Source organism: Rufibacter aurantiacus (assembly GCF_017916345.1).
Classification (GTDB): Bacteria; Bacteroidota; Bacteroidia; order Cytophagales; family Hymenobacteraceae; genus Nibribacter; species Nibribacter roseolus.
In genome coordinates, this window is the sequence record NZ_JAFMSV010000002.1 from 488,540 (window position 1) to 513,016 (window position 24,477).

At 49.6% G+C, this 24,477-nt stretch carries 15 protein-coding genes; 4 read left to right on the plus strand and 11 right to left on the minus strand.

The genetic code is table 11. From position 1 onward, the window contains the following. Window positions 1-28 precede the first annotated feature (28 nt). Window positions 29-940 carry a flavin reductase family protein gene (locus J3P34_RS07505; protein ID WP_246853586.1) on the plus strand — a complete coding sequence of 304 codons (912 nt, stop codon included), beginning with the start codon at window positions 29-31 and terminating at the stop codon, window positions 938-940. Window positions 941-1,412: 472 nt separating this feature from the next. Here the strand turns inward: J3P34_RS07505 and J3P34_RS07510 are convergent, their stop codons facing one another. Genes J3P34_RS07510 through porX form a run of 3 tightly spaced genes read right to left on the minus strand, consistent with a single transcriptional unit; the run spans window position 1,413 to window position 4,648 of the window. Beyond that, window positions 1,413-2,648: an alanine dehydrogenase gene (locus tag J3P34_RS07510; protein ID WP_210488490.1), complete on the minus strand. Its 1,236-nt coding sequence runs from the start codon at window positions 2,646-2,648 to the stop codon at window positions 1,413-1,415. Then, window positions 2,617-3,093, minus strand: a complete 477-nt coding sequence (tsaE, locus tag J3P34_RS07515; RefSeq protein ID WP_210487581.1) for a tRNA (adenosine(37)-N6)-threonylcarbamoyltransferase complex ATPase subunit type 1 TsaE — start codon at window positions 3,091-3,093, stop codon at window positions 2,617-2,619. Before tsaE ends, J3P34_RS07510 begins: the two co-directional genes overlap by 32 nt. Continuing rightward, window positions 3,086-4,648: a T9SS response regulator signal transducer PorX gene (gene porX, locus J3P34_RS07520; RefSeq protein ID WP_210463673.1), complete on the minus strand. Its 1,563-nt coding sequence runs from the start codon at window positions 4,646-4,648 to the stop codon at window positions 3,086-3,088. The genes tsaE and porX overlap by 8 nt, the downstream gene beginning before the upstream one ends. Before the next feature lie 145 nt (window positions 4,649-4,793). On the opposite strand from porX, the gene J3P34_RS07525 reads away from it, so the two are divergent. Next, on the plus strand, window positions 4,794-6,032 hold the full coding sequence (locus J3P34_RS07525) for an HD domain-containing protein (RefSeq protein WP_210487583.1): 1,239 nt from the start codon (window positions 4,794-4,796) through the stop codon (window positions 6,030-6,032). A gap of 87 nt (window positions 6,033-6,119) precedes the next feature. Further along, window positions 6,120-6,533, plus strand: coding sequence for a hypothetical protein (locus tag J3P34_RS07530; RefSeq protein ID WP_210463671.1), 414 nt, complete (start codon window positions 6,120-6,122; stop codon window positions 6,531-6,533). A 264-nt stretch (window positions 6,534-6,797) separates the two neighbouring features. On the opposite strand, the gene J3P34_RS07535 is transcribed toward J3P34_RS07530, so the two are convergent. The 4 genes from J3P34_RS07535 to J3P34_RS07550 are packed head-to-tail and all read right to left on the minus strand — an operon-like array spanning window position 6,798 to window position 14,517. Next, window positions 6,798-8,351, minus strand: coding sequence for an IPT/TIG domain-containing protein (locus tag J3P34_RS07535; RefSeq protein ID WP_210487585.1), 1,554 nt, complete (start codon window positions 8,349-8,351; stop codon window positions 6,798-6,800). 23 nt (window positions 8,352-8,374) lie between these two features. After that, window positions 8,375-9,550, minus strand: a complete 1,176-nt coding sequence (locus J3P34_RS07540; protein WP_210463669.1) for a glycan-binding surface protein — start codon at window positions 9,548-9,550, stop codon at window positions 8,375-8,377. A 30-nt stretch (window positions 9,551-9,580) separates the two neighbouring features. Beyond that, window positions 9,581-11,323: a RagB/SusD family nutrient uptake outer membrane protein gene (locus J3P34_RS07545; protein ID WP_210487587.1), complete on the minus strand. Its 1,743-nt coding sequence runs from the start codon at window positions 11,321-11,323 to the stop codon at window positions 9,581-9,583. A gap of 20 nt (window positions 11,324-11,343) precedes the next feature. After that, on the minus strand, window positions 11,344-14,517 hold the full coding sequence (locus J3P34_RS07550; RefSeq protein ID WP_246853587.1) for a SusC/RagA family TonB-linked outer membrane protein: 3,174 nt from the start codon (window positions 14,515-14,517) through the stop codon (window positions 11,344-11,346). Window positions 14,518-16,118: 1,601 nt separating this feature from the next. On the opposite strand from J3P34_RS07550, the gene J3P34_RS07555 reads away from it, so the two are divergent. Next, entirely contained in the window at window positions 16,119-17,336 is a 1,218-nt protein-coding gene (locus tag J3P34_RS07555; protein ID WP_246853588.1) for a glycoside hydrolase family 88 protein, read from the plus strand. A gap of 347 nt (window positions 17,337-17,683) precedes the next feature. Here the strand turns inward: J3P34_RS07555 and J3P34_RS07560 are convergent, their stop codons facing one another. From J3P34_RS07560 to J3P34_RS07575, 4 genes are all read right to left on the minus strand, one after another. Beyond that, window positions 17,684-20,101, minus strand: coding sequence for a glycosyl hydrolase family 95 catalytic domain-containing protein (locus J3P34_RS07560; protein WP_210487589.1), 2,418 nt, complete (start codon window positions 20,099-20,101; stop codon window positions 17,684-17,686). Between the two features lie 125 nt (window positions 20,102-20,226). Beyond that, a complete protein-coding gene (locus tag J3P34_RS07565) occupies window positions 20,227-20,883 on the minus strand; it encodes a GDSL-type esterase/lipase family protein (RefSeq protein WP_210487591.1) in 657 nt (218 codons plus the stop codon). 85 nt (window positions 20,884-20,968) lie between these two features. Next, entirely contained in the window at window positions 20,969-23,398 is a 2,430-nt protein-coding gene (gene galB / locus J3P34_RS07570) for a beta-galactosidase GalB (RefSeq protein ID WP_210487593.1), read from the minus strand. 139 nt (window positions 23,399-23,537) lie between these two features. After that, window positions 23,538-24,395, minus strand: coding sequence for a hypothetical protein (locus tag J3P34_RS07575; protein WP_210487595.1), 858 nt, complete (start codon window positions 24,393-24,395; stop codon window positions 23,538-23,540). Window positions 24,396-24,477 lie beyond the last annotated feature (82 nt).

Consider the following 24,477-nt stretch of genomic DNA (forward strand, 5'->3'; position numbering starts at 1 on the left):
TCCTCATCTTCAAATCTCCAAATCTGCCTTGAGAACTTTTGACCCCAAAGAAATATCTACCGGTGAATTCCATAGTCTCATGCTGGGGGCTATTGCGCCACGGCCTATTGCTTTTGCCAGCACGGTAGACAAAGAAGGGAACGTGAACCTGAGTCCGTTCAGCTTTTTCAACTGCTTTGGGTCTAATCCGCCGGTTCTTATTTTCTCGCCCGCCCGCCGGGTACGGGACAACACCGGCAAACATACGCTGGACAATGTGCTGGAAACGGGCGAAGTGGTCATCAACATCGGGAATTACGCCATTGTAGAGCAGATGTCTTTGGCCAGCTCAGAGTATGACAAGGGCGTGGACGAGTTCGTGAAGTCTGGCCTGACTCCCGTGGCCTCCACTATGGTAAAACCGCCCCGCGTAGCCGAAGCGCCGGCCGCCTTTGAATGCAAAGTACTGGAGGTAAAACCGATTGGAGATAAAGGCGGGGCTGCCAACCTGGTCATCTGCGAAGCCGTTCTCCTGCACGTACAAGAGGAAGTGTTCAGCACCGATGGCAAAACCATTGATCCATTCAAACTGGATGCCGTGGCTCGCCTGGGCGGCAATTGGTATCTCCGGGCGCAGGGAGATTGCCTGTTTGAGCTGCCCAAACCGTTGCAGAACCAAGACATAGGCATAGACCAATTGCCCGCCCACATTCGGCAAAGCCCCGTGCTCACCGGCAACAACCTCGCCCGACTTGGCAACACCTCCTCCCTCCCCACACAAGAAGAAGTACAAGCTTTCACCAAAGATCCCCTATACGCTTACCTGCTTCACAAGCACCAGAACAACCCGCCAGAGGCAGAACGGCAAATCCATCTTTTAGCACAACAGTTCCTGGAAGAAGGCCGGGTAACAGAAGCCTGGAAAGCACTTTTGACTCTCTCCTTACCGGGAAACTCCTGATTCTGTTTTGCTGCTAATTTTCCAAAAACAACCCTAGAACGTCTATAGCTTAAATCTTGCTGAACTGCGACATTGCAAAGATATTGTAGAGACAAGGCACGCCTTGTCGCCACAATATCTGATGCAGACGGTATCTGATCAATGTAGGGACAATCCCTTGTGGTTGCCCTTTCTCGGTGGCAAGAGTAGGTAGGTTCTTTAAGCGTCTTTGTCATCCCCCTACCCCCTTCAAAGGGGGACGGAATGCGTGTTTCGTTGTTGGGGTATTTCCAATAACCTAAATTGTATTGGCAAACAAAAGGGCAACCACAAGGGATTGCCCCTTCATTCAATAAACCCGAAACAACCCGTATCAATAAACTAAGACCTGCCCAAAAAAAGCCAAAAGCTGTTTTAAGCACCTTTTCAAGAAAGGAAGCCTAAAACAGCTTTTCAGTTTTAAATACCAGAGGCTAATTCAAAGAAAGATAGACTAATTGCGCACGGCAATCATCAGGCTTAGTTCCTTGTAGCGCATGTTGAATTTCTTCGCGATGGAAGCGTTGGTGAGGCTGCCTTTGTAGATGTAGACGCCGCTGCGGTAATGCTCGTGGGTGAAGAGGGCTTCGTTTACGCCGCCGTATTTGGAAATCTCTAGGAACATGGGCGTGAAGATGTTACTCAGGGCTTTGGTGGCGGTACGGGGTACGCGCGACGGAATATTGGGAACGCAGTAATGGATCACGTCATACTTCCGGTACACCGGCCGCTTATGGGTGGTCATCTCAGAGGTTTCAAAGCAGCCGCCTTCGTCAATGCTCACGTCAATGATTACGGATCCCGGGTTCATCTTGGCTACCACATCCTCAGAGATCATGCAGGGCACCTGACCATCCTCAGCAATGGCGGCTCCAATAACTACATCGGCATCCTGGATTTCTTTGTGCAGAATAGTATGATCCAGAGTAGAGGTGAACAGTTGGGTGCCCACGTTCTGCTTCAGGCGGCGCAGTTTATACAGATGATCGTCAAACACCTTTACCTCAGCGCCCAGACCCAGGGCGGCACGGGTAGCGTACTCGGCCACGGTACCGGCCCCTATGATAACTACCTTGGAAGGCGGCACACCCGTGATTCCGCCCAAGATCACGCCTTTTCCTTCGTTGCTGCTGCTCAGGTATTCGGCGGCGATCAGCATGACCGTGCTGCCGGCAATCTCGCTCATGGCCCGCACTACGGGTTTGGTGTCTGATTTATCCTTGAGCAGCTCAAAAGAGATAGCGTTTATTTTTTTACGGGCCAGGGCATTGATGTATTCTGAGGTAAGGGAACCTATCTGCAGCGCCGAGATCAACGTTTGACCCGGCTTGAAGTAATCCATCTCTGCCAGGGTAGGCGGGGCAATCTTGAGCAGGATATCTGCCTCGTAGACTTCTTTTGTAGAGTAAACAATAACCCCGCCGGCCTCTGAAAACTCGTGGTCTGAGTATTTGGAGGGAGCGCCGGCCCCGGATTCAATCCAGACCTCGTGGCCATGGTCCGTCAACTGCTTTACCGCCTCCGGGGTAAGCCCGATGCGGTTTTCCTGTAAAGAAGACTCTTTGGGGATGCCAATAAACAGATTCCTTTTGCGGGTTTCTATCGCCAGCATGGACTCTTTGGGCATCAGGCCGCGGGCAGTTGCCTTAGTCAGGGCCTCAAACCCGGTCTTCTCCGTCAATTCCTCCATCATATACGCTCAAACTAATAATACGCGCCTCTTCGGCTTCTCCGGTTGCAATAGTTACCTCAATCCCCTCCTGGGGCAACAGGTCAGTTACCTTAGACGGCCACTCAATCAGGCATAGATGCCCGGAGCTGAAGTACTCCAGCGCCCCGATGTCCAATGCCTCGGCCTCGTTTTCGATCCTATAAAAATCAAAATGGTAAATGAGTTCCCCATCGGCTGCCTCGTACTCATTCACGAGGGAAAACGTGGGGCTGCTGACCGGCTCCCGGACTCCTTTCTGGGCGCATATCGCCTTGATAAAGGTGGTTTTACCGGCCGCCATGTCACCCTCAAACAAAATTATCTTTTTTTGTCCGATAAATGACAATAATTCAGCGGCGGCCCGGGGTAAATCCGCTTTTGTGAGAATATTAATAGTTTTCTGGCGCGCTGCTGGCTCAGGCATTTTTAGGAGAAAGCGTTATAAATGGAATGATGGTCTCCTCTAAAGACACCCCGCCGTGCTGGAAAGTGTCTTTGTAGTGGTTCACGTAGTAGTTGTAGTTGTTGGGGTAGGCGAAGAAGTCATCGTTCATAGCGAAGACGTAGGCCGTGGACACGTTGCTTTTGGGCAGGTGGAAACGCTCCGGCTTGCGGCACACCAGCACATCCTTCTCGGTGAAGCCCAGGTTCTTGCCGTGCTTGTAGCGCAGGTTGGTGTTGGTGTTGCGGTCGCCCACAATCTTGAACGGCTTTTTCACGCGCACGGTACCGTGGTCAGTAGTGATGATGAGGCGGCCCTTCTTATCGGCGATGGCTTTGAGCGTGTCAAACAGCGGCGAGTGCAGGAACCAGGAACGCGTGAGGGAACGGTAAGCGGCCTCGTCAGCGGCCAGTTCCCTGATCATCTGCATATCGGTACGGGCGTGCGAGAGCATGTCCACGAAGTTGTAGACAATCACGTTGAGCTTGTTGTTGTCCAAGTTACTGAACTTTGACAGAAGTTCTTTGCCGGCCGTGTTGTTCGTGATTTTGTGGTAGCTGAACTTGTCGTTAACCTTGTTCTGCTGGAACTGGATCTGCAGGAAATCCTCTTCGTGCAGGTTCTTACCCTCCTCCTCATCGTCAGAAACCCACAGGTTGGGGTACCGCTTGGCAATGTCGGCGGGCAGCATGCCGGAGAAGATAGCGTTACGGGCGTAGGCTGTGGTGGTAGGCAGAATAGAGTAATACATCTCCTCATGCTCTACGTTGAAATAATCAGTGATGATGGGCTCAAGCACCTTCCACTGGTCATAGCGCAGGTTATCTATCAAGACAAAGTACACTGGGGTGTCGCTCTCCTTCATCATGGGGAACACGCGTTCCTTGAAGATGCGGTGGCTCATGAGCGGAATCTCATCGGTCTCATCGTTCACCCACTCCTCATAGTTATCCATGATGAACTTGGCGAAGTTGGTGTTGGCCTCGTCTTTCTGCATGTTGATGACCTCGGCCATACTTTTGCCCGCAGTATCGGCGATCTCCAGTTCCCAGTACACCAGTTTCTTGTAAACATCGGCCCACTCCTGGTAACTCAGGCGCTCGCCAAAGGCCATGCCCAAGGTCCGGAAATCGCGCTGGTAGGAACTGTTGGTTCTTTCCTCCACCAGGCGGCGGTTGTCCAGGATCTTCTTCGCGGAAAGCAGGATCTGGTTGGGGTTGATAGGCTTGATGAGGTAATCGGCGATTTTAGACCCGATGGCCTCTTCCATGATGTGCTCTTCCTCGCTCTTGGTGATCATGACCACCGGCAGCGTGGGCCGCGCGGCTTTGATCTCACCCAGGGCCTCCAGACCACTCAGGCCGGGCATGTTCTCATCCAGGAAAACAAGGTCATAGGTTTGTTCCTGCACCTTCTCTACGGCATCAGCTCCGCTATTCACGGGGGTAATGTCGTAACCTCTCTCCTGTAAGAAGAGAATATGGGGCTTGAGAAGGTCAATCTCGTCGTCCGCCCACAAAATAGTATATCTTTGCATGGCTAGTTATTGGTTTTCATAGCTTGTGTTTAGGCTTGCGCATCCAGCGGCTCTTCCGGAAAAATTCGCCTTTCCAGGCCACTTTCCGTAGAATTTACATAATGCTACATTTACCGACAACGGACACTACAAGAACTAAGTTATCTTGAATAAGAAAAAAATCTTTAACGATCCGGTTTACGGCTTTATCACAGTTCCGTCTGACCTGCTGTTTGACATCATCCAACACCCCTATTTCCAGCGCCTACGCCGGATAAAGCAGCTGGGGTTGACTGAGTTTGTGTACCCCGGGGCTTTGCATACCCGTTTCCACCATGCCCTAGGCGCCATGCACCTCATGAACATAGCCCTGCAGAGCCTGGCCGGCAAAGATAACATCATTACCGACAAAGAGTGCGAAGCCTCCATGGCGGCTATTCTGCTGCACGATGTGGGCCACGGCCCTTTCTCGCACGCGCTGGAGACTGCCATTTTTGACCAGGTGCCCCATGAGCGCATCTCGTTGCATCTTATGGAGCTCCTGAACAAGGAGTTCGGCGGCCGCCTGCAACTAGCCATTGACATCTTCACCGATAATTACCACCGGCACTTCTTCCACCAATTGGTTTCCAGTCAACTGGACGTGGACCGCCTGGATTACCTGAACCGCGACAGCTTCTATACCGGCGTCTCGGAGGGCAAGATTGGCGCCGACCGCCTGCTGAAGATGCTGAACGTGCACGAAGACCAATTGGTGGTGGAGGAAAAGGGCATTTACTCCATTGAGAGTTTCCTGGTGAGCCGCCGCCTCATGTACTGGCAAGTGTACATGCATAAGACCGTGACCAGCGCCGAGCAGATGGTAATGAAGATCATGCAGCGTGCCCGTGAACTTACCCGGCGCGGCGATCACGTACCCGCTAGCCCCAACCTGCAGTTCTTCCTGCGCGAGAGCCTCTCCATTTTGGATTTTGAGCGGGACCCCAGCATTATGAAACGCTTTGTGTCGCTGGATGACTACGATGTCTGGAGCGCCATCAAAGCCTGGGCAGAACACCCCGACAGTATCCTGAGTTACCTGTCAACCTCCATGCTGGAGCGTAAGCTCTTCAAGATCATGCTCTCCCCTACCCCGTTTGACATAGAGTTCCTGGTAGGCGTACGCGAATTGGCGCAGGAGCACTTTAACATTTCCCCCGAGGAGGCACACTACATGGTGGTGGAAGGCAAGATCAGCAACAACGCCTATGAGTCTGGCGGCGAGAACATCAACGTGCTCACAAAAGCAAGCCTGGTGGTGGACGTGGCCAAAGCCTCAGACTTACCCAATATCCAGGCTTTGAGCAAGAAAGTAGAGAAATACTACGTGTGCTATCCCAAGGAAATTACGCGCATGAGCCTCTAATTCTCTTTACCATTTAGGACCTATTTTCCTGAAAACAAGCCCAAAACAGCCAACCATCGCAAACGCACCTAACGCCTTAGCTAGTCCATGATCATTTACCAGAGTGGCTTAATCACCCTAGACTATGACCCCGCCACCGATATCCTGTTCATTAAGTGGCCCGATATCCAGGACTTTCTGGTTCCAGAGATACGGCAGGCCCTCCAAATATTGGTAGACCACATCAAGAGCTATGATATTAAGAAACTGTTAATTGACTCCAGCCGCGCCTCTCTGGATATACCCGGCGCTGAGTACAAAGAAGTCATCAAAGAATTTGGGCAAAACCTCATGCAGACCAGGCTGGAGAAGATGGCCCGCATCCTTACGCCCAACTCCACCCGCGAGAACAAAGTGGAAGAAGCCCGGCAGGAACTGCGTTTCCCTATCGATTTGCGCACTTTTACAGACTACTCTGAGGCTTTCGCCTGGCTCAAGGGCACCCTGGTAGAACCAGCCTGATTAATCTGTTTCGGCTTTGGATAGCCGATGATCTTGCCGCTGCCTGTTTTGGGTTTGTTTTTAAGAAAACAGCTCCGAAACAGGCAGCGGCTTTTTTTAATTAAGCACAAGCGTATCTAATTCCTGGAAACCAAGAGAAAATGATGCCTAATGAATTCCTGTAGATTGCCTTGGCCATGGGAATTCAATTGTGAAACTCAACTATAAACAAAAAGGGAGAGCAGAATTGCTCTCCCTTTTTGTTTATAGCTGTTAAGCGCTCAATTACCGCAACTCAATATCATCAATGTAGAAGGTGTTAGGGTTGGTACCGTAGTTCTTGATGTAGAATTCTTTGATTCCACCAGTGATATTACCCAAAGCACTGATCGGAACTTCAATCCGTCTGTATTGACCTGCTACAATATCGAATGGAGCATCGGTTCCGGTAACATCAGACATATTCTTGATCTGGATTGCCCCGCGGCTATTTACCGTGCCACGTACATAAAGCACAATGGTAGTATACCCATCAAACACATTAGCATTGTTTGGATGCAATTGGAACGCTCCGTAGGCATCATTGAAGCTTACTTTGATTGCTTTAGCACCTCTAGACACCTGCTCTGCATTGGCTACATCCTCGGAGGATTTACCCCAACCACCCCATAACTGCCACTCAGAGTTCAATGCATCATTATAGATGAAGTACGGCGGACGGTCAATGTTGATTCTAAGGGTCTGCCCGGTGGCTACTGAATAATTACGGGTTGTGATGAAAGTAACCACACCATTCAAGATATCCTGGGTTGGCATTTTCAACACAATTTGGGTAGGTGATTTACTTACGAAGTTAGATACAGAAGCACCACCTGTGAAATTCACGCTTTTTACAAGATCAAGGTTAGTTCCGGTAATGGTCAGGTTAGCTCCTGGATCCACAGGGTTAGGAGACATACTGGTGATTGCCGGCAAGGTAATGGTGATGCTTTGGGTGGTAGGCATTTCCACACCTGACTTTGCCACTAATTTAAGCGTACCAGCAGAGGCGTTGTCTGGAACAGTCACCACAATCTGGGTAGCAGATTGGCTAACGAAGCTGGTGGCTTTGGCAGTTCCAACCCCGGTAAACACAATTTCTTTTACTAAATCAAGGTCTGTACCAGTGATGGTCAGGTTTTCGCCGTGTTTTAGAGAAGCAGGCGAAAAAGCAGTAGCTGTAGGCAAAGTTACGTCTAACGACTGTTCAGTCTCAATCGCCATTGGCTCAGTACCACCGGTAAAGAAAGTCAAAGATCCTGTTTTGGCGCTCATTGGAACTCTAAGCACTAGTTCAGTCATAGACTTGCTTACAAATGTGGTCACGATGCTATCCTGCAGGGTGCCAAACTGAACGCTGTCTACCCAGTTGAGGTAGTTACCTGTCACGGTAATGTTGGTTCCTGGCTTAGCTTTTGCCGTTACTGATGCAATAGTCACCGGCACTTCAAAGCTGAGCACGGTTTTAGAAACAACATCCTCGCCACCTGATACCTTCAGGGTTACCCTACCTTCTTCAGCTGTGTTTGGGATAACCAACTCAATCAGGTCAGAAGATTGCGAGGTAAACTGAGTTTTGGCAACAGAAGCACCTACAAACTCAATAGATTCAACCTTGTTCAGGTTATGACCAATGAATTTGAGTTTCTCGCCATGCTTGGCTCCCGTAGGGCCAAAGCTCAACAATTCTACTTGTCCTGAGTTTACATCTTCCTCATCATCATTACATGACTGCAGGAATCCGAATGTCGCGAACAAGCATACCAGTAGTAATACCTTGATATTATAAAAGTTCTTCATACGTCAATTATCAGAGGGTTTCGTTATGGGATAACATTTGGTACTACTCGTACATTGTCCATCGCAAACTGGGCTTTAGTGCCTGGGCCTACGAAATGGAAGGAAACTGCGTAACCACTGGCATTATAGGTGAACGTGTTACCGTTTTTGTTATTAGCCTCATGGATATCCTTGAAAGGAATAGTTACAGTTTGCCACTTGTTCTTAGTATCAATGTTTGCTGCCCAGGTATAAGTAGCTAAATCTCTGTTTCCAGGACCACCATTACTGCTGAACATGATCCGAATACCGTTATAAGCCAACGGAGAAACTGTATTCATCTCAAACTTAAGCACGTAGTTACCTGGGTTTGCAAAAGCATCAGCCGGAATGTTTTTGGTTTTTTCTTTTACCGTTCCTTCACCAACCCATGCCTCAAACCAACCGCCTGTATTCTCTTTGTCAATGCGCAGGAATTTCCCACTGATTGGGTCAATACCTGATCCACCACTGGTGATGTAAGTTGGACCATGCCACCAGCCGCCGAAATCAGTGTCTTCATAATCGGCAATGATGTTGCGGTTATCACGGAACCAGAAAGAAGTCTCTGTCTCGCCAAAATTGCTCTTGATAGTAAGAGGTCCTGGCTGGGCATCTGCTGGTACTCTTACCTGGATTTCGTTAGGCAATACGTCAACAACCTCTCCTTCTACTTGAGCCCCATTGGCACCGGTAAAGAAAACGTGTACCGGCTCATAGAAGAAGCTTCCTCTGATAGTTGCAACTTCACCAGCGTTTACGAACTCACTTTCCATGTAAGTAGGTAATGGCTCGCTGATATCTACCGTAAAATCATGTTCCAAAACCTCACCGTTTGCGAATATCAGACGCATCTTGTTTGTGATTTCAGTTGGGATGTCTGATGGCACACGGGTGATGATAGAAGTGCTGGTGATAAAGGTAGACTGCAGCGCTGCCTCCCGGTCATTTATCCATAATTCACGGACATCTTGCAGGTTCTCACCAATAATGGCGATCATTTGTCCCTGTCCGGCCTTCACAACAAGGGAATCAGATGCTGCTGGGCGGGTAACCCGCACATAGCTAATCATGGGTTTACCGCCGTTCGGAAGATCATCATCTTCCGAACAGCTGGTGAAAGTCCCTGTCATCACCAAGGCAACAAAAAGGAACAGGAAATATTTCAATTGACTTTTCATACAAATATTCTCTTATCTGAATCTTAATTTCTAGTCCTTAAATTCATAATCAACGGCTGGTTGGCCTAAGCTTGGCGACTGGCTAAGCTCCACAGATGGCAGCGGCATGTAGAAATTAGCATCGCTGACATTAGGAGTCCGTTCAGTAACCCAAGAGGTTTTGGTAAATGTCCAACCGGTTGGGTTAGGAAAACGATCCGGCGCCGCCAGGAACAAGGCACGGTCCTGGTTGTTGATGATATTGAATGCTTTCTGTGGATTATAGTAATGGATTCTTACTAACTCATACCAGGTTAGATTTTCCATGGCAAACTCCTTCACCCACTCTTCAAACACCTGGTCTTCTCCAGACAATGGGTAGTTACGGTTCATCTGGATTGGCCCGGCAATAGGTTGTAAACCGGCCCGGGTACGGATTTCGTTGAGGTATTGGATAGCCACCGGATCAGATGTTGACTCGGCATTTCCAACTGCGGCATCCACATAAGTCAGGTACATCTCTGCCAGACGCAACATATAGGTGTTGTGCGGATATCTTTGCTGAGCGGCTTGTCCACCCAAGTCATACTCATTTCCAACCACATACTTTTTGATAACAGCGTAGTTGTTGGTGGCTCCTGCGCCTGGTGCAGCCCAAGTCAACTTCTCTTTTGGTTTACCGGAAGGATCTTTCACAGTAATTTCAGGATAATTGAAACCTGGCAGCATAAAGGTGGCTTTTAACCGCTGGTCCATGGTAAAGCCTTTGGCTAGTCCATCGTTAGCCGGGTCATTATCTTCCTGGTTGGTGATCAGGCCTTCGTACAAGCTCATCATCCACCAGGTAGCGCTGTAGTTACCACCCCAACCATCGTTGTTCACGGCTATTTCACCCATTGGGTAAATTTGAGAAGCCATGGTGTTAGCGGCCGCATAGTTTTCACCAAATACCCACTGGTTTTCAAATAAAGACTCCGCGTTGTTGTCGTATGGGTATTTGAAAAGGTTCTCGTAAGGTCTGATCAAAGTTTTGCCGCTTTGGGTAATTACCCGTTGAGCATATTCTTTAGCCTTGTCTAAGAATTCCTGATTTCTCTGACCACCTGAAGCACCAACACCGGCACGGGTAAGATAGGTACGGGCTAACATACCTTCAGCCGACCATCTGGTTACTCTTCCGGGTTGGGTAGAGGTAAGAGGCAAATTCTCTGCTGCAAACAAATAATCACGGGTAATGAACTCCCATACACTAGGAATGGTATTGCGCACTTTCTCCGCGTTATTTAAGTCCGCAACGTTGTCTGTAATGATTGGAACTTCACCAAAGGTAGTTACCAGAATGCTGTAAGCAGTTGCACGCATGAAACGCGCCTCTCCAATTGCCTGGTTTTTAGCGGCTGCAGTTACATCTGGGCCAGCTAGCTTGTTAATGTTATAGATAGCCATGTTTGACTGCGCAATAACATTGTAGCAAGCCTGGTAAGCCCACAAGGTGGATTTAGAAACGCCGGTAGCTCTGAAGAACACATTGTCTCTGCGCTCTGCCGGGCCTTCCCATGGGTAGAACAAGGTACCACCCCGGATATCACCTATGTAATAAGAAGCCTGATCATGGTAATCTTTCCAAGCCACGTTGTATAGAGGAGCAGTAGCTGCCAGAACCTGGGCATCGGTCTTAAAGAAAGCGCCGTCAGTAAGCGTATCCAGTGGTGGCCTCTCTAAAAAGTCTTCTTTACAGCCGGTGAACATAGCCAGAGCGGCAAAGGCCCCGGCTAAAATATATCTATTAATCATATTATGTATTGCAGTTAAAATTAGAAATCAATTCCAATGTTGAAAGAATAGATAGGGGTAATTGGATAACGGCCGGTATCAACCCCAATCGGTGCACTATCATTTCCAACATTTGGTCCAACATATGTACCAACCTCAGGATCGTAACCGGTGTATTTAGTGAAAGTATACAGGTTTTGAGCGCTAACACCTACTCTGGCTGCCTTCACAAATTTTTGTCTGGCAACAAGTGAATTAGGTAAACTGTAGTTCAAAGAGATGTTCTTGATTCTCACAAAAGAGCCATCTTCTACATATTTAGTTGTGTGACGGGCAAAGTTCTTGTTCACATCACCGCCAGAAAGACGAGGCACAATTGTACCAGGGTTTTCCAACACACCTTCTGAATTCACTCTGGCATAGTCCCGAGCTTCTCTGAACATGTTCTGTCCTACGTTGATGTTGTTAGGGTTTGCATTACGGAAACGAACGTAGTTGTACACATCGTTACCAAATGTTCCGGTTAAAAGCACGCTCAGGTTAAAGCCTTTGTAAGTGAAATCATTGGTGAAACCACCAAAGTATTTAGGCCATGGGCTACCAATTTTGGTCATGTCCTGCTCAGTGATTACTCCATCGCCATTCAGGTCACGGAATTTCACATCACCAACCCAAACACTATTCTCTCCAACTGGGAAAGGCTTTCCTTGGCTATCAGCAGGGCGGGCACTGTTTTGCACCTCTTCTACCGTCTGGAAAATACCTTCTTCAATGTAACCATAGAAGAACCAAGGAGATTCACCTACTACCGTTCTTTGTGACCAAAGTGGTTGGATATACCAGTCTGGGGCATTGCGGGCCACTACACTGGTTTCGGTATAGAGTTTAGTAACCTCAGCCTGGAAGTGGGAGATGTTAAGGTTTGTTTCCCATTTGAAACCACCTTTATCAATGTTAACAGTGTTCAATGATGCACTCCAGCCTTTATTTTGAAGGGCGCCAAAGTTCACCAAAGGAGCCTGAACGGAACCGCTACCAGTAGATCCCATGTACCAAGGCAGGGAGCTTCTAACGATTACGTTGTCTGTTTTCTTGATGTAGTAGTCGGCCTCAATCTGAACACGGTTCTCAAATAAGCCCAGGTTGATACCAGCGTTATTGGTTAAGGTCTCTTCCCACTTGAAATTTGGGTTAGGATAGTTGGCTGCCAAGAACCCAGATCCCCACTCTGTTGGGTACTGCTGAAGTCTTGCATAGATGTTACCGCCAGCTCCCTGATTACCGGTTAAACCAGTTTCAAAACGCAATCTCAAATCACTTACTACCGGAATAGCAAAGAATGGCTCTTCAGACACGCGCCAGGCGGCGGATATGGAAGGGAAATAACCCCATCTGTTGTCAGGACCAAAGTTTGCTGAACCATCGGCACGGAATGCACCTTGCAGAATGTAACGGTCTCCAAAGTTATAGTTCACACGACCCAGGTAAGACTCCATAGCCCAGTCACCTTGTCCACCACCGGTTCTTTGGTTGGCATTTTGCTCACCGGCATTGATATCAATGATTTCGTTTGTATTGAAACCGCTTCTGCCAAGGGTAGTGTTCTGCCAGGTAGAGGCCTGTGATTCGTGAGTGGCCATCAAGGTTAAGCTGTGCTTACCAAACTGTTTGGCGTATTGCAACATCTGGTTCCAGTTCCAATAAGTATTAGTCTCGTTCCGGATATCCAGACGGGCAATTACGTTTCTCTGATAACCAAAGGTGTAAGTTGGCAAGAAAGTGGTACCGAACCCGGTTCCGTAATCAGCATTGAACGAGGTACGGAATTCTAATCCTTCAGCCAGGTTTACAGTTGCATTCAGACCACCCAAGATCCGGCGTCTCACCATATCGTTGGTGATAATGTTCGCTAAACCGATAGGGTTAGCTGGGGTAAAACGCTCAGCCTCAGAAACACTACCATCTGGGTTAAGTCTAGGCTCACCACCACCGTAGGTTCCATCAAGGTTTCTTACCGGAATGGCTGGAGATAACTGAATGGCATTATTGATGATATCCCACTGAGTTGTAGAAATCTGCTCGTTTGTTTGGGCAAAGTTCAAGTTAGCACCTAAGTTAAGCCATTTACGGGCTTTGCTATCTAGGTTCAACCTAACTGAAGCACGATCAAATCCTGATCCTACGGCCACACCTTCCTGATCCAGGTACTCACCTGACAAATAGAATCTGGTGTTCTCACTACCGCCGCTCAGGCTCAACTGGTGCTTGTTCATTGGCGCGTTGTTGAATAACTCACGCTGCCAGTTGGTTCCTTCACCCAGGATAGAAGGATCAAGGAAGTCTTCGCGTACCGCACCACCTGCCAACGCTTTGTACTCATTATCCATCTGGGCGTATTCGCGCAGATTCATTACATCCAGTGGCTTAGGTGAAGTTTGCACACTGTTCAAGAAAGAGTAATTGATTTTCAAGTCACCAGCTTTACCTCTTTTTGTTGTGATCAAAACTACCCCGTTGGTACCACGTGAACCATAGATAGCGGTAGCAGAAGGACCTTGCAAAATGTCCATGCTTTCAATATCAGATGGGTTCAAAGAGGCCAATGGGTTAACACCTGAAGTAGAAGTAGCACCCTGAACCTGAACACCATCAATTACATATAATGGCTCGTTAGATCCGTTGATAGAGTTGATACCTCTGATGTTCACAGAGATACCACCACCCGGAGCACCTGTATTCTGAGTTACATACACCCCTGGTGCACGTCCCTGGATAGCTTGCTCTACCGTAGTGTTTACAGTTCTTTCAATGGCTTTTGCACCGATACTAGTCTGCGCCGCAGGCACATCACTGGCTCTCAGTTCACCATAACCGGTTACTACTACCTCGTTCAAAGTCTGAGCATCTTCTCTCAAACTCACATTAATATTAGTGTTGTTCCCTACCGGCACTTCCTGAGACACATAGCCAATGAAGGTCACTACCAACACATCGGCATTGCCTGCCTCCAAAGAGAAGTTTCCGTTCGCATCTGTAGAGGCTCCAGTGGTGGTACCCTTTACTACTACGCTCACGCCTGGCATACCTGAGTTATCAGCAGCCGCGGTTACTCTACCAGTAATGGTCCGTCTGGCTGTCTGGGCCAAACCATCAAAAGCCTGGGTCAGAATAGCCAATACCATGGCTATCATCATCCAGACTTTCTTAGATTTCAAGACGTAATTACTTTTTTGGTAATTTTTGTCTGAGTATAAGTTTTGAATCATAGGGTAATTTGAATTAGGTAGTAAACATAGTATAGTGGTGAATAATAAAAACTCACTAGATGCACTCTAGTCAGGAGATTAACTTTAAGAAATTGGTGTCAAGTAAAATCAAGTAGAATAAGCCTTTTAATGCTCTACCAGAGGTTTTAGGGGAGAACCTCCATATGTTTTGTTCCTGTTTGGACCAAAAGTCACTTTTTAGACCAGTCACGTTCCTCTCCATCCTTCAGCACCCTCCAAACACTTTCAGTAACCTTACAAATCTAAGAAGATTTAAAGCCGTCGTATAATACTTTCTTATCAATTCTTTGATTGATTGCGGCAGTCTAACCTAACCATGTACGCCAACGTTGGCATAAATATAGAAAACAAATTCCATTTCCATAAACAAAATTTACTCTTCTTTAAAATATCTGTTTTTAGAGAATTCATAATGCAGTTCAGATTATTTCAAATTTATACAAAGCAGAAAAACAGACCAAGACAGGTATCTATGTTGCCTGAGTTAAGTAAAAAGGTGTTTTTCTGATAAGTAATTGATTATATATAAGTGTCAGGAAGACCTCTAAACTGGTATTCTTTTATCCTATTTACCCTTTACTGACTCAATATTTACACCTCATTGTAATCAGGCTGGTAAGTAGTTGAAACGCCAGCGAAGAAATAGCCAGGAGAAGATCCTAACGAGCGTGCTTGGCTTACTTGCTGCGGCTTCACTCTTATACCTCGCATGAACTTCACCTTGCAAAGTAGTCTCCCCTTTCAGAGAGGAACTTGAAATACTACTTAACAAGATATTTCTAAGGCAACTCTCCTTTTTTCAATATGATAAATCTAGGCATTTCTTTCTTCAAAAACGCCCATCAATGTTTCAGGGTAGGGCATCAAATGTTAAATCCATTGAAAATTTTAGAAAAACCAGGTCCATTTTTAACGCCAAACAAGCAAAATGGCACCAGAACCAACTTTTTCTTAAAAAGAATAACCTACTCTTCTGTTTACAAATCATCCCTCCCCCCTATTTTTAGTTTATAACATTTTTAAGCACACCCAATTATTCTATCCTTATCAAAGCAACTACATTGCTATATTTATTGCAATACTTAAAAGTAAAATCACTTAAAAAATCACCTATAATGCTTTTTACTTAACGATTTTACAAAACACTTCCTTTCTGCCAAGAGCTTGAGCAGGCACCCTCTAAACTTTCGCTCAGACATAGTACAGGGTAGAGGCTTTTCAATAATAGATCCTCCCAAAATGGGCAGCCATTATATTCTACTGTTACAACTATTACATCATTGCTAAAAAGAAGGTAAGTAAGTTGTTTCTTTTGGCAGGGAGCAGCAAGCCCAAGGGCTGCTGATATATCTTATAAGCGCTTGAACTGTTGGCAAAACATAGACAAACAGGCTGAGGTTTTGGAAATCATACTCCCAAGTACTTAAAGGTCCATACAGGTCTCCAAAACAACCTACCCCTCCATTGCGGTTCACAACTAAAACCTTATCCTTGCAGGTAGAACACTTCCTCCCTGACCAACCATGCGAATGACCCGGATCTTAATGAAGGCGCTTTTGATAAGCGGGCTATTTCTGCAGTTTAACTGCAGTTCCAGCAAAACAGCTGTAATAGAGGTTCCCCAGAAAACGAACATCCCCACCAAGACCATCTCCGGAATCTACCAGGATGCCGCGGCTCAATACAAAATTCTGGCAGCAAAGCTTCCGGCTAACAGATTCCCGAAGACCTATCACGCCAAAAAAGACAGTTTGGAAACCAGCGGCTCTGACTGGTGGTGCAGCGGCTTCTATCCGGGCACCTTGCTTTACCTTTTCCAGGCCACCAACGACAAGCAACTGAATTCAGAAGCGAACCGCATGTTAGAGGCCCTGAAGAAAGAACAATTCAACACTTCCACCCATGACCTGGGGTTTATGATGTATTGCAGTTTTGGCAAGGCAAACGAGATAACGCCAAAAGCCGAGTACAAAGACATCCTGGTGAACAGTGCCAAATCGCTTTCTTCAAGGTTCAACCCTAAAGTTGGAGCCATTAAATCATGGGACTCTGACAAGAATGAGTTTCTGGTGATCATTGACAACATGATGAACCTGGAACTGCTGTTCTGGGCCACCCGGGCCACCGGGGATTCTTCTTTCTACAAACTTGCCGTTACGCACGCCAACACCACGCTTAAAAACCATTTCCGGCTAGATTACAGCTCCTACCACGTCATCAATTATGACCCAGCCACGGGAGCGGTGCAACAAAAGAGAACTGCCCAAGGCTACGCTGATGAATCTGCCTGGGCGCGCGGACAGGCCTGGGGCCTGTATGGTTATACAGTCATGTACCGCGAGACCAAAGACCCGAAGTACCTGACCCAAGCCATCCATATGGCTGATTTCATGCTGAACCATCCCAACCTACCCGAAGACAAGATCCCATATTGGGACTTTAATGCTCCCAATATTCCGAATGCCTTGCGGGATGCTTCTGCCGGGGCCATCAACGCGGCCGCCCTGCTGGAACTCTGCCGCTATGCCCCGAATGCGGCGGCCCGCAAGTACTTCAGCGCCGCTGAGACCATCCTCCAAACTTTATCAACAGACACCTACCGCGCGGCACCAGGCACAAACGGAGGCTTTATCCTGAAGCATGGCGTGGGACACCACCCAGCCGGCACAGAAGTAGACACGCCCCTCACCTACGGCGATTATTACTACATTGAAGCCCTCCGCCGCTATCAGGCGTTCATCAAATAGATATTCAACCTCCAGGTTAGCCCAATACTATAAATGCGATTCGGGGGTGTTTTGATGAAAACAGCCCCGAATCGCATTTACTTTTGTCGTGGCAAACCACTTTCTTAACAGCTCCCTTGCCGCTGAAGCATTCAAGTTCGCTGGCGAGACTTTTCCAACTGCTTTAAAGAGGAACATCCTAGCGCCAGTATCTGCATGGGTTTTCGAAATAAGTATGCTGATGTCCGCACATTATAAGGCTACTTTCCTGAAAACAGGTCTAAAACAGCAAGGGCCGCAGTATGGAAAACTGCGGCCCTTGCTGTTTTAGAAACAATGGCTTTTCACAAAATCACCGGAAGGTGAACCTACTTCGCCCGGAAAACAAGCTTAATTTCTTTGTTAGCGGGTAGATCCACTTTATTGGTTCTTTGTCCGTTGGCGGCTTTCGCGCCGGAAACCAATAGCATGTTTTTAGGGGCTTGCAGCGCGACACTTTGCTTTTTAGGAGCCTGCAACACCAGGGTTACCTCCTGCTGACTCCAGGCAAGGCTTTTTACTTCCACCCCGCCGCGCAGGAGCAAACCGGAGATGCTGCCGGTTTGCCAGGTCTCCGGCACCGCCGGTAACACCTTCACCAAACCCGGCTCTGAGTACACCAGCGCCCGCATGATCACCGAGGGGTAACCGCCACTCAAATCCATGTTAAACAAAGAACCCGGATTATGGTAGGTGCCCAGGCCGTTGGTCCAATAGAAGCGCGAGAGCCAGTCAATCAGTTGGGCGGTGGTAGGCGCATCTTCCAGGTTGGCGGTCACAAAAGCCAATTGCGCCATCCCGAAGACCATCTCCCCGCCGTTTTCTTTGTAGCGGAACTTCATTTTCTCCTCCACCACTTTGCGCGCTCCTGCCAGCAACTGAGGGTTGTTCTTAAAGTCTGGATCTACCTGGTCATAGAGGCTGTACAAGTGCGAAATGTGCCGGTGCTGGTGGTTGTTCTGCAGTCCAGGCCAGAGCCATTCCTTCAAGGCACCGGCCTCGTCCAGTTCATAGGCGGGCATTTTGGTGAGCATCTCCTGCCAGATCTTCACCTGGGCCTTGTCAGTCTTCAACTCCTGCGCGGCCGAGATGCAGTTCCTAAGCAGTTGCTTCGCGATCATCACGTCCATGGTGGCGTTGATGCTGGCTTGGGACTTGAAATTAGCCGGGTTGTTCTCAGGTGAGTATGACGGGTTGAACACGTACTTTCCATTCAGGCCAGTTTTCAAAAAATCCTCATAGAACAGCGCCGATTCCTTCATGAACGGGTAGGCGCGCTCCTTCAGGAACTTGCGGTCGCCGGTGTGGAGCCAATAATCGTTGTAAAAGCTGGCGGTCCAGCCGGCCCCGCCTGTCCAGAGGCTGAGGCACCAGATGGGGTCAAAGTGATTATCCCAACCGTGGCTGCTGGTGTGCGAGGGCACGTGGATGCCTCGCGTCCCGAACATCCTTTTTGCGTTGTCTCGGTAGAATTGCAGGCGCTTGTCATGGTAGTCAAAGTAAGCCAGCATCAACTCCGGAACCCGGCTGGTGAGCAGCGCCGAGATGGCGACCTCCACGTTGCCGTCATGGGTGAAATCTGACGACCAGGCCGGTGACCAGGTACCGCCCCAAATGCCCTGCAGGTTAGGCGGATTGATGCCGGTAGCCGAGATGATGTGATAGCGGGTGGCATCAAACTGCTTTTCAATGATGGCGGGTGCCACCTGCCCGGTTTTGGTTTTCAGGTTCAAAGCCTCGGTGTACAGGTTCGCATCGGCCCCGCCGCCTAGATCAAGCTTTACTCTATTGAACAGCTCGCCGTGCACGTTGCGGTGGCGCGAAACCAAGGTTTGGTAATCTGCGGGCAAGCCAGACAAATGCTCTTTGATCTGGTCTACCTGCGATTGCGCGTAGTCATAGTTCGCGTTGATCTTGATGAACACCAGCACCTCATCGGCGTTCTGGACAATGAACTCGTTGCCCTCAGTGCGTGAGCTACCGCCTTTCACCTCTACCCGGCCCACGCCTTCGTAGCCCTCTAGGCTGCCCGGCCAGCGCTTTTTGTAGGCGCTTCTGTAGGTAAGCCATTTGTTATCGGCAGCGCCGATGTTCACGCTCTCCACGGTCTTATTGATCTGCTCCCACTGGGTCCATTCCACAGGCCGGCGGGCGAAGGACAGGCGGCCGTTGATCTTTCCGGTTCCTTTGATGGAAATGACAATGGCGCTATCTGGGCGGGAGACGAACAGGCGGCGCTGGTAGGTGCCGTTGGCATCGGTCCAGGTGACGTTGGCCTCACCGGTCTCAAAGTCTACGGTACGCACGTATTTCTGTACGTTGGATGGTTCCATCTGCAGGCGCACGTCAAAGGCGGGCACGTACGGGTTAGACCACAGGTGGCCACCGTAACCTTCTTTCATGCTCTGCTCCACCGGAACTTTGGCGGCCTCCTCCCCTTTCCCAGCCAGAATTAACGCGCGAATCTCGTCCAGCCGACTGGCCTGGTCAATAGGCGGTTTAGGCTCAGTGGCGGGCAGATACAGCTGGGCCTGGTTCAGGATGATGGTCTCATCATGCGGGTTGCCCATGACCATGGCGCCCATGGCTCCGTTACCGCTAAGCAGCGCGTGTTCCCAACTGGCCGCCGGCAGCCAACTGGCAAAGCCTTTCCTGGGCTGACTGAAGAAATCTGCCTGGCCCGAGGCCGTGAACGAACCTCCCGTGAAAAGTAAAACCAGCAAAAGGAAAATGTAACGGAGCGGCATTGAAAAGCGGAATACGGTAAAGAATAGGTTACAAAATGGGCAAACGCAGCCTTTCTCAGCAGAACTATGCTGAGCAAAAACTCTGTCTCAGGCCTGATTTGGCATAATCAGGCCTGAAACGGGGGTTATCGGCTGGCGGCTTTCGGGGCTTTGATTTTCAGGCCTTTGAAGACCTCCTGGGCCAGCAAAGCCGCGCCGGCATCATTGGGGTGGATACCGTCATAGGTGAGGTCTGCCTTGCCCAGAAACGGCGTATACAGGTCAATGGTCTTTACCTTGGTTTTTTTGGCTACTTTTTTCACCGCCGGCAGCACCTCCGTATTCACCACCTCTTTCCGGATGCTGAATTTCTCTTCGAACACCGGCACCGGGGTACAGACGTACACTTTGGGTTTTGAGGGCAATTTTTTGAAAGAGTTCACAAACTGCACGTAGTCTGGGATGAACTCGTCCTTGAATTTCCAGTTCTGAGGCTTGGAGTCGTTGGTACCCAGTTTGATGATCACGATGTCTGGGTTCCAGGCAAGGGCATCCTGGTACTTGCTCTCGTTCCAGAACGGGAAATCACCTTTTTTCAGGAGCGTGCGGCCGCCCATGCCGTAGTTGCGCACTTCGTAGCCATCGCCTAAGAGTTGCTGCAGCACCATGGGATAAGGCTGGGTAAGACCAGCCCCCTCGGTGATGCTGTTGCCCACGCAGGCCACCTTGATTTTGTTCTGTGCCGAGGCTCCGTAGCAAACCAACAGCACTAAGAGCAGGAAGAGCGATACTTGTTTTTTCATGTAGGAAATTATCTTTAAGAACATATTTTTCCCTCTATTTTAAGGCTAATTCTTCAGAATCAGGCTTAAAACAGAGGGTTGACTTTTACTTTTTCAGTTGGATGGTCACGGTAGCCGGGGCAAGCCCTTCAGAGGTGGCGGTCAGCTTCACGGTGCCGGCTTCTTCCTGGGCCTGCAAAATGGCGAGGCAGAGGCCGTTGAAGGCTTTCCGGTGATTCGCTTTAAAGGACTCCATGCTGGTTTGCAGCCCGTTGTCCACGCCCGCGATGGTGGCCTTTCCGTCTATGGTGAAGTGAACCAGGTTATCGGCGCGGGGCACCAGGTTGCCGTCTTTGTCCAGGATCTTCACCGTCACAAAGGAAAGGTCCTTGCCATCGGCGGAAATCTGGGTGCGGTCGGCTTCCAGCACAATTTTGGCCGGGGCGCCGGCAGTCTTGATTTCTTTGGAAAGCACTTCCTTGCCGCCTGCGCGGGACACCGCCCTCAGGGTGCCCGGTTGGAAAGGCAGGCGCCACATTACGTGCAGGTCATCGCCCTGTTTCTTCTTCACGCCCACCGATTTGCCGTTCAAAAACAGCTCCACCTCATCGGCGTTATTGTAGTAGGCCATCACATCCACGGTCTTGCCGGGCTCCCAGTTCCAGTGCGGGAAAACGTGCAGCACCGGCCCCTTCGTCCACTCGCTTTTGTACATGTAGTACACGTCTTTAGGGAAACCGGCCAGATCCACAATCCCGAAGTAAGAGCTGCGGGCCGGCCAGCCGTATGGCGTGGGCTCGCCCAGGTAATCGAACCCGGTCCAGATGTATTGTCCGGACAGGTAGGCGTGCTTTTTCATCACCTTCCAGGTCTCCTCGTGGGTAGAACCCCAAGGCGTGCTCACGTTGTCGTAGGCCGAGACAGTGAGGTCTTTGTTGCCGGTGGTGAAAGGCAGATCCCACCTGATGGGCCAGCGGCGGAGGCTATCTGAGGGCATGTCATAGTGCCCGCGGGTCATCAAAGCGGATACTGTCTCGGTAGCGATGAATTTCTGCCCCGGGAAGGTCTGCGGAAACTTCTCAAAATCCTGGTGGTGGTAGTTGAAGCCAAACAAATCCAGGGCGCCTGATTTATAGATAGTGTTATTGGGCGTGGGCTCATTGATGCCCACCGTCACCGGACGCGTGGTGTCCAGGTTTTTCACGATGCTTACCAGTTCTTTGGCAATGGTGGTTCCTTCCGGGGCCCACTGCTCCGGTATCTCGTTGCCGACGCTCCAGATAAACACGCTGGGGTGGTTGCGGTCGCGTTTAATAAAATCTTCCAGATCACGTTTGTGCCACTGGTCCCAGGCCAGGCTGTAATCATACTTGCTTTTCTCTTTCTTCCACATGTCAAAGGACTCATCCATGACAATGAAGCCCATTTTGTCGCAGAGGTCCAGCAGCTCAGGGGCCGGCGGGTTGTGCGAGGTCCGGATGCCGTTCACGCCCATGCCCTTCATGATCTCCAGTTGCCGTTCCAATGCCCGCACGTTGATGGCCGCGCCCAAAGCTCCCAGGTCATGGTGGTTACAGACGCCGTTGATCTTAATGGGTTTGCCGTTGAGGGTAAAACCGGTCTTCGCATCGAAATTGAAGGTCCTGATGCCCAGTGGCGTCTCGTAGTTGTCCACCACTTTGCCGTTCTGCTCCACCAGCGTCACCACCTTGTACAGGTACGGATTCTCCACCGACCACAGCTTTGGATCAGTCACGGTCAGGTCCTGTTTCACCTCCGTAACCTCGCTCTGCAAATCTACTTTCTCTGAGGCAGTGCGGGCGACTTCCTTGCCCTGGGCATCCACCACCAGCGTGCGCAAGGTGATGTTCCCGCCCTGCTGTTTGGCATTTCTGATGCTGGTAATAATGTTTACCCTCGCAGATTGCTCCGATACCTGCGGCGTGGTCACAAACGTGCCCCACTGGTCTACGTGCACCGGATTGGTTTTCACCAGCCACACACTGCGGTAAATGCCGGACCCGGAGTACCAGCGTGAGTTAGGCTGCTGGGCGTTGTCCACTTTTACGGCTACCACGTTCTGCTCCGGCCCATATTTCAGGTGCGGCGTGATGTCATACCGGAAAGAGATGTAGCCGTAGGGTCTTTTGCCCAAATATTGGCCGTTGACCCAGACCTCAGAATTGGTGTAGACGCCATCGAAGTCCAGGTAAACCAGCTTGTCTTTGTCTTTAGCGTCTACGGTAAAGGTTTTGCGGTACCAACCTATGCCGCCGGGCAAAGCGCCGCCTCCAACGCCGGCCGGGTTCTTCTCGTCAAATTTGCCTTCCACGCTCCAGTCATGGGGCACGCTCAGTTTGCGCCACTGGCTGTCATTGAAGATGGTTTCCTTGGCGTTGGCATTATCTCCCAGGTTAAAGGACCAGTTTTTGGTGAAATCAGAGCGTTCTCTTACCAATGTATCTGTGGAAGTACAGGCTCCTAAAGTCATTAGCGTGATAAGCAGGGTATGCAGGTGCAGTTTTTGCCGCATCATGTTTGTGGAGGTAGATAATGGGTGAAATGGTTTAAAAGGAATCGGCTGGCGACCACCAGCTTTACAGATGTCCACCAACCGATTCTGCTTTTTGCCCTTTAATGAAATAATAGGCAATAAATTAAAATATTCTCAGGCACTACTCTTTAGGCACGAAGTTGTACACCAGCAAGGCAGGTCCTTCGCAGGAGCTTTTGCGCAGCACCGCCAACTGCATGGAGTTCTCGGTCAGGGTCAGCAACCTGATATTACCCCAATCGGCTACGCAAGCATCACGGCTGGCATCATGCAGGATAGAAGCACCGGTTAGGGTTAAGGTCTTTTTGGCAGCATCCAGGAAGTAAGTACCGGTCTCGGTGCCTTTGCCGGGGATCATAGGATGGTTAGCCGTCACCGTAGCGCCGCCTTTCAGGCTGAAGGTGATGGTGCCGTAGTCACCATACGGCATGAGCCAGGAATTGCCTTTGTAGTCTGGGTTCCAGTTCCAGCAGTCTCCACCGGCCTTGGTACATACGCCCTCCCATCCGGTGTCTGTGCCATAGAAGTACAAAGGACCGTCAAAGTGGTGGGCATCAATGTCCAGAATCCAGGTTTTCTCATTGCCCGGTCCGCCGGAAAGGGCGGTCCACAGCGGGTCATTCACGTAGTTGAGATTGTTCTGGGTGACCGTTATGGTTTTGGCTGGAAGTTCCACAATACCGCCACCGGTCACCGCCGAGAACTTGATGGTGTAGTCACCCGCAAAGGCGTATCTAACGGTGTCAATGGTGCGGGTAGACCTGCCGGTCTGGTAATCCCACATGGAAATGGTCTCCGGGGTTTCGTTGATCAGGATAACCGTGTTTCCACCGGGGTCAAGGGATAAATCCTGGACTACCTTAATGGAAATATCCGAGGGGGAAAGCAGCGCCCCCAGTGCATGGTCATCGTCCTGACAGGCGGTTACACCAAACATGCCCAGGAGTATGAGGGAGAAAATAGCTTTTAACTTTTTCATCTTTATAAGTTTTGATTGTCTGAGGCAGCTTTCTGGGGCTGAATTCCTGGTCTCGTTTAGAGCACGTTTCTGGAAAATCAGG

What these genes read in the sequence shown, in the direction of transcription:
- J3P34_RS07510 (WP_210488490.1), bottom strand. Translation starts at nt 2,648, where the DNA reads ATGGAGGAATTGACGGAGAAGACCGGGTTTGAGGCCCTGACTAAGGCA.
- tsaE (WP_210487581.1), bottom strand. Translation starts at nt 3,093, where the DNA reads ATGCCTGAGCCAGCAGCGCGCCAGAAAACTATTAATATTCTCACAAAA.
- porX (WP_210463673.1), bottom strand. Translation starts at nt 4,648, where the DNA reads ATGCAAAGATATACTATTTTGTGGGCGGACGACGAGATTGACCTTCTC.
- J3P34_RS07530 (WP_210463671.1), top strand. Translation starts at nt 6,120, where the DNA reads ATGATCATTTACCAGAGTGGCTTAATCACCCTAGACTATGACCCCGCC.
- J3P34_RS07535 (WP_210487585.1), bottom strand. Translation starts at nt 8,351, where the DNA reads ATGAAGAACTTTTATAATATCAAGGTATTACTACTGGTATGCTTGTTC.
- J3P34_RS07540 (WP_210463669.1), bottom strand. Translation starts at nt 9,550, where the DNA reads ATGAAAAGTCAATTGAAATATTTCCTGTTCCTTTTTGTTGCCTTGGTG.
- J3P34_RS07545 (WP_210487587.1), bottom strand. Translation starts at nt 11,323, where the DNA reads ATGATTAATAGATATATTTTAGCCGGGGCCTTTGCCGCTCTGGCTATG.
- J3P34_RS07555 (WP_246853588.1), top strand. Translation starts at nt 16,119, where the DNA reads ATGACCCGGATCTTAATGAAGGCGCTTTTGATAAGCGGGCTATTTCTG.
- J3P34_RS07560 (WP_210487589.1), bottom strand. Translation starts at nt 20,101, where the DNA reads ATGCCGCTCCGTTACATTTTCCTTTTGCTGGTTTTACTTTTCACGGGA.
- J3P34_RS07565 (WP_210487591.1), bottom strand. Translation starts at nt 20,883, where the DNA reads ATGAAAAAACAAGTATCGCTCTTCCTGCTCTTAGTGCTGTTGGTTTGC.
- galB (WP_210487593.1), bottom strand. Translation starts at nt 23,398, where the DNA reads ATGATGCGGCAAAAACTGCACCTGCATACCCTGCTTATCACGCTAATG.
- J3P34_RS07575 (WP_210487595.1), bottom strand. Translation starts at nt 24,395, where the DNA reads ATGAAAAAGTTAAAAGCTATTTTCTCCCTCATACTCCTGGGCATGTTT.